The following is a 6,717-nucleotide window of genomic DNA, read 5'->3' on the forward strand; positions in this document are numbered from 1 at the left end:
CTTTTTATATCATTTTTTAATTTAACCTAATAACCTTAACTTACTTAAATGGATATCTTTTACTATTTGTTTTTATAATAATATGTAATAAATATCTTTTACTTCTTATTAAAAAACATCTAATTTAAAAAAGCATATTCTTTAATTTCTTTTATTTTTAATAAACATCTAAATTATCAAATATTTTATAAGCTAAATAATAAAAAGTATAAAAATATTTTTTATCTTTTCTAAGTATAAATATAATATTTAATTTGTTTTATTATCTTAAGAAAGAAATTAATAAGAGTAATTAAAAATATATTTTTTAATCAATCATTTTTTATATATAAATCTTTCAATTTTAATATTTATTTTAATTCCTTATTTAAAACTTTAAAAAACTTATAAATAATTCTAAATAAATTTATTAATAACTATTTAAATTAGATATTACTTATTTAATAACTTATCTTATTTATAAGTTTATCTTTAAAGTTATATACTTATAATTTAATTTTTTAAATTTAGAATTTAATTAAAAGATAAATAAAAACTTTATCCTTTATCTATAAAAAGCTAATGAATAAATAAAAATCAAACATAGATATTTCTTAAAAAGAAGCTTTAATAATTTATAAAAATTAATATAAAAATAAAAAGATATTCCTACTAATAAAAAACATTTTTAATTAGAAGTAAAATATATATCGAAGTATTAAGAAGTATAAATTAACAAGTCCGCAATGAGCTACTTTCCCCCTGCCAGTAAGGCGTAGTATCATCACCCACGATATGCTTAGCTTCTTGGTTCGGGATGGAGCAAGGCGTTTCCATATCTGTATAATCACGGACATTGTTATTTAAATATTCTTTTAAAAGTAATTAATCCATTTTTTTATTTTTATCTTTTTAAACTAAATAATAGATTTATTTTTTAAGAATACTTAAAAAACAATGTTAAAAGCAAGTTTAAAATCTTACTCATTAAAGGCATAAAAACCTTAACAAGGAAGTGATGCTTTATTTAAGATAAGCCAAACGCTCTATTAGTACTGGTCAGCTAAAGGACTTTCATCCATTACACATCCAGCCTATCAAACTAGTAGTCTTCTAGAGAGCTTAGAGAAGATTCATCTTAGAGTTGGCTTCACGCTTAGATGCTTTCAGCGTTTATCCTTTCCAAACTTAGCTACGCTGCGATGCTCTTGGCAGAACAACAGCTACACCAGTGGTTTGTTCAACCCGGTCCTCTCGTACTAGGGTCAAATCTCTTCAATCTTCTTACGCCCACGGCAGATAGGGACCGAACTGTCTCACGACGTTCTGAACCCAGCTCGCGTACCGCTTTAAATGGCGAACAGCCATACCCTTGGGACCTGCTCCAGCCCCAGGATGCGATGAGCCGACATCGAGGTGCCAAACCTCCCCGTCGATGTGAGCTCTTGGGGGAGATCAGCCTGTTATCCCCGGGGTACCTTTTATCCTTTGAGCGATGGCCCTTCCACACAGAACCACCGGATCACTAAGACCGACTTTCGTCTCTGCTTGACTTGTATGTCTTGCAGTTAAGCTGGCTTATACCTTTATACTCTACTAGCGATTTCCAACCGCTATGAGCCAACCTTTGTAAGCCTCCGTTATTATTTGGGAGGCGACCGCCCCAGTCAAACTACCCACCAGACATTGTCCCACTTGAGGATAACTCAAGCTGGTTAGCTACCCAAATAAGAAAGAGTGGTATCTCAACAACGGCTCATAATAAACTAGCGTCTATTACTCAAAGCCTCCCACCTATCCTGCACATTCTTATCCAAGTAGCAGTGTCAAGCTGTAGTAAAGGTCCACGGGGTCTTTCCGTCTTGCCGCGGGTAGGAGGAATTTTCACCTCCACTACAATTTCACTGGATCCCTCTTTGAGACAGCTCCCATCTCGTTACGCCATTCATGCAGGTCGGTATTTAACCGACAAGGAATTTCGCTACCTTAGGACCGTTATAGTTACGGCCGCCGTTTACTCGGGCTTCGATCAAGAGCTTCGCTAATGCTAACCCCATCAATTAACCTTCGAGCACCGGGCAGGCGTCACACCCTATACATCCTCTTACGAGTTAGCAGAGTGCTGTGTTTTTGGTAAACAGTCGGGAGGGACTCTTTGTTGTAAGTTTCTTCGCTTTCGGAGTAAATCCTAATACGAAGCGAACCACACCTTATACCGAAGATACGGTGCTATTTTGCAGAGTTCCTTAAAGAGAGTTCTTCCACGCGCCTTAGAATACTCATCCCACCCACCTGTGTCGGTTTACGGTACGGGCAACATTAGCTAAACTTAGAAACTTTTCTTGGCTCGACGGCATCAGGGGTTCTCCTATCCATCCGAAGACTTCAAAGAGCCTTTCAGTTCTCAGAGTATTGTTATACGGATTTGCCTATATAACCTCCTACAACCTTAGACTAGCACTTCCATCCGCTAGCCCCCTTAGCCCTAAGCGTCCTTCCATCGCACACTAATGTTGGTATTGGAATATTAACCAATTTGCCATCACCTACCCCTTTCGGACTCGGCTTAGGACCCGACTAACCCTACGATGACGAGCATCGCGTAGGAAACCTTGGGTTTACGGCGTTAATGATTCTCACATTAATTATCGCTACTCATGCCTGCATGCTCACTTCTATTCGCTCCAGCACTCCTTACCGGTATACCTTCGACGCAAATAGAACGCTCTCCTACCACTTGACAAAGTCAAGTCTACAGCTTCGGTACTTACTTTAGCCCCGTTATATTTTCCGCGCAAAATCACTAGACCAGTGAGCTATTACGCTTTCTTTAAAGGATGGCTGCTTCTAAGCCAACCTCCTGGTTGTTTAAGTAACTTCACATCGTTTTCCACTTAAGTAAGATTTAGGGACCTTAGCTGGTAGTCTGGGTTGTTTCCCTCTTGACGACGGATTTTATCACTCGCCGCCTGACTGCTGTGATTACATATAAGGTATTCGGAGTTTGATAGGGTTTGGTACATTGGTGTATGCCCTAGCCCATTCAGTGCTCTACCCCCTTATATTACGACACAACGCTATACCTAAATATATTTCGGAGAGAACCAGCTATCACGAAGTTTGATTGGCCTTTCACCCCTATCCACAAGTCATCCCGGGGCTTTTCAACGCCTATGGGTTCAGTCCTCCACTAGTTCTTACACTAGCTTCAACTTGCTCATGGATAGATCACTTCGTTTCGGGTCTGCAGCATCTGACTAAAGCGCCCTATTCAGACTCGCTTTCGCTACGGCTTCGCGTGTGCTTAACCTTGCCAGACACCACAACTCGCAGGCTCATTATGCAAAAGGCAGTCCATCACCCTGTATTGCTACATAGGGCTCTGAATGATTGTAAGCAAATGGTTTCAGGTTCTATTTCACTCTGATCACCTCAGTTCTTTTCACCTTTCCCTCACGGTACTTGTGCACTATCGATCTGGTATTAGTATTTAGGGTTGGATCGTGGTCGACCCAGCTTCAGACAAAATTCCACGTGTTTCGCCCTACTCAGGATACTGCTAGTTAAAGTCAGCCTTTCGCATACGGGACTATCACCCTCTATGGCTATACTTTCCAGAATGTTCTGCTAAGCTTTCTTTATACATATTGCAGTCCTACAACCCCCAGTGCAAGCACTGGGTTTGCCCTCTTGCGCTTTCGCTCGCCGCTACTTACGCAATCTCTATTGATTTCTTTTCCTGAGGGTACTAAGATGTTTCAATTCCCCTCGTTCGCTCCTATTAAGGTAATGTATATCTCTATACATTGGGTTGCCCCATTCGGAAATCTACGGATCAAAGCTTCTTGACAGCTCCCCGTAGCTTATCGCAGTCTAGTACGTCCTTCATCGCCTTTACCAGTCAAGGCATCCACCATTCGCTCTTAGTAGCTTACCTTTTAACTTCTTTATAAAAGAAGATTTCGCATAAAGTTAGATTATTCTAACTTTACCTTTATTCTAAAACGCATCACTTCCTTGTTAAAGTTTTACAATAAGTCTTTTATACTCAAGACGGAAAGCATTTAATACTTAAAAATAAATATTAAAACTTAGCTTTAGATAATATCTTATATATAAATACATAAAATACCTATACTAAAGAAAAATATAAAATCTTATTCTTTAACAAGCTTAGTAAAATTGTTTTTAAAACTTGCTTGTGACTCTTAACATTGATAAGTAAAAGAACATTTAGGTAAAACCTAAAGTAAGCATATTAAAAATATTAAATAAATATACTTACTTTAGATTTAAACCTTTTTCAAATCTTAATCTCATGGTGGGCCTAACAAGACTTGAACTTGTGACCTCACCCTTATCAGGGGTGCACTCTAACCAGCTGAGCTATAGGCCCTTATAATGGTGGAGAATAGCGGGATCGAACCGCTGACCTCCTGCGTGCAAAGCAGGCGCTCTCCCAGCTGAGCTAATTCCCCAAAATTAGCTTTTCATCAATCTTTGAAATCTAAACAAGGATGATTGAGTTTGATTGAAGTAATAGTTGTGAGACTTATTACTTTAGTACTCTAGAAAGGAGGTGATCCAACCGCAGGTTCTCCTACGGTTACCTTGTTACGACTTCACCCCAGTCGCTGATTCCACTGTGGAAAGTAGCTATTTTAGCATCCTCGCTTCGAGTGAAATCAACTCCCATGGTGTGACGGGCGGTGAGTACAAGACCCGGGAACGTATTCACCGTAGCATGGCTGATCTACGATTACTAGCGATTCCGGCTTCATGCTCTCGAGTTGCAGAGAACAATCCGAACTGGGACATATTTTATAGATTTGCTCCACCTCGCGGTATTGCGTCTCATTGTATATGCCATTGTAGCACGTGTGTCGCCCTGGGCATAAGGGCCATGATGACTTGACGTCGTCCACACCTTCCTCCTCCTTACGAAGGCAGTCTATTTAGAGTGCTCGGCCGAACCGTTAGCAACTAAATACGTGGGTTGCGCTCGTTGCGGGACTTAACCCAACATCTCACGACACGAGCTGACGACAGCCGTGCAGCACCTGTCTCTAAGTTCTAGCAAGCTAGCACCCTCATATCTCTATAAGGTTCTTAGGATATCAAGCCCAGGTAAGGTTCTTCGCGTATCTTCGAATTAAACCACATGCTCCACCGCTTGTGCGGGTCCCCGTCTATTCCTTTGAGTTTTAATCTTGCGACCGTACTCCCCAGGCGGTATGCTTAATGCGTTAGCTGCATTACTGAGATGACTAGCATCCCAACAACTAGCATACATCGTTTAGGGCGTGGACTACCAGGGTATCTAATCCTGTTTGCTCCCCACGCTTTCGCGCCTTAGCGTCAGTTAAGTTCCAGCAGATCGCCTTCGCAATGGGTATTCTTGGTGATATCTACGGATTTTACCCCTACACCACCAATTCCATCTGCCTCTCCCCCACTCTAGATTACCAGTTTCCCAAGCAGTTTAATGGTTAAGCCATTAGATTTCACAAGAGACTTGATAATCCGCCTACGCGCCCTTTACGCCCAGTGATTCCGAGTAACGCTTGCACCCTCCGTATTACCGCGGCTGCTGGCACGGAGTTAGCCGGTGCTTATTCCTTAGGTACCGTCAGAATTCTTCCCTAAGAAAAGGAGTTTACGCTCCGAAAAGTGTCATCCTCCACGCGGCGTTGCTGCGTCAGGGTTTCCCCCATTGCGCAATATTCCCTACTGCTGCCTCCCGTAGGAGTCTGGACCGTGTCTCAGTTCCAGTGTGACTGATCATCCTCTCAGACCAGTTAAGCGTCATAGCCTTGGTAAGCCATTACCTTACCAACTAGCTGATACTATATAGTCTCATCCTACACCGAAAAACTTTCCCTACTCAACTTGTGTTAAATAGGAGTATGGGGTATTAGCACTCATTTCTAAGTGTTGTCCCCCAGTGTAGGGCAGATTAACTATACCTTACTCACCCGTGCGCCACTAATCCACTTCTAGCAAGCTAGAAGCTTCATCGTTCGACTTGCATGTATTAGGCACGCCGCCAGCGTTCACTCTGAGCCAGGATCAAACTCTCCATAATAATTTATAGATAGTTTAATCTTTTTCTTCAAAGAAAAAGTATTTGATTAAAAACTAGTTTTAATCTTTTAATATATTTAAATTATAATCTGGCTCAATCGATCACTTATTTAGATTTCAAAGATTGACTATAAGATTTGAAAACAATACTAAATTAAAAGAACAAAACTTTTTTACTTAAAAAATAATTAAAGATTAAATAAATATCAATTTATAGTTTTACTCATTTAAAAATAAAATGTTCATAAAACTAAAAACATCTCTAATACAAAAATTATTTTTTTATTATTTTAAAAAACGCTTTTAAGGCTTTTTTGTAAAATTGTAAAAAAGAAATGAGATTATATTCCTAATAAGCTTAAGGATAAATAAATTTATTAAATTTTTATATTTATTTATAAATTAAAAAATTAGATTTTTTAATTTGTTTATTGTTTTAGTTTTTATTGTAAAAAAATTGTTTTACTATATTGTTTAATTGTTTGCTTATTTATTACTTTAATTTACTTTCTTTATTTCTTTCTTTACTTTTCTTACTTTACTTTTTGTTTGGCTGGATTATTTAGTTAAGTTGGTTGTTGTCTGCTTTGTTTGATTTATTTGGTTAAGCTAGTTTAGATTGTTAGGTTTGTTTTTAAGATTATTTGGTAGGTT

2 tRNA genes and 3 rRNA genes are annotated in these 6,717 nt (G+C 38.7%); all 5 read right to left on the minus strand.

Annotated elements, in window-relative coordinates:
* Positions 1 to 717 precede the first annotated feature (717 nt).
* The 5 genes from rrf to JG677_RS06455 all read right to left on the minus strand — a co-directional run bounded on the left by rrf (position 718) and on the right by JG677_RS06455 (position 6,064).
* Positions 718 to 834 (minus strand): 5S ribosomal RNA (gene rrf / locus JG677_RS06435).
* 173 nt (positions 835 to 1,007) lie between these two features.
* Positions 1,008 to 3,916: ribosomal RNA gene (locus JG677_RS06440) — 23S ribosomal RNA — on the minus strand.
* A 382-nt stretch (positions 3,917 to 4,298) separates the two neighbouring features.
* Positions 4,299 to 4,375 (minus strand) — tRNA-Ile (locus JG677_RS06445).
* A 6-nt stretch (positions 4,376 to 4,381) separates the two neighbouring features.
* Positions 4,382 to 4,457: transfer RNA gene (locus JG677_RS06450), tRNA-Ala, on the minus strand.
* A 94-nt stretch (positions 4,458 to 4,551) separates the two neighbouring features.
* Positions 4,552 to 6,064: ribosomal RNA gene (locus tag JG677_RS06455) — 16S ribosomal RNA — on the minus strand.
* Together the 16S, 23S and 5S rRNA genes with 2 tRNA genes alongside form the textbook arrangement of a ribosomal RNA operon.
* Positions 6,065 to 6,717: the final 653 nt, after the last annotated feature.

The sequence above is a fragment of the Campylobacter sp. TTU-622 genome (assembly GCF_016598965.1).
In the GTDB taxonomy this organism is placed as follows: Bacteria; Campylobacterota; Campylobacteria; order Campylobacterales; family Campylobacteraceae; genus Campylobacter_D.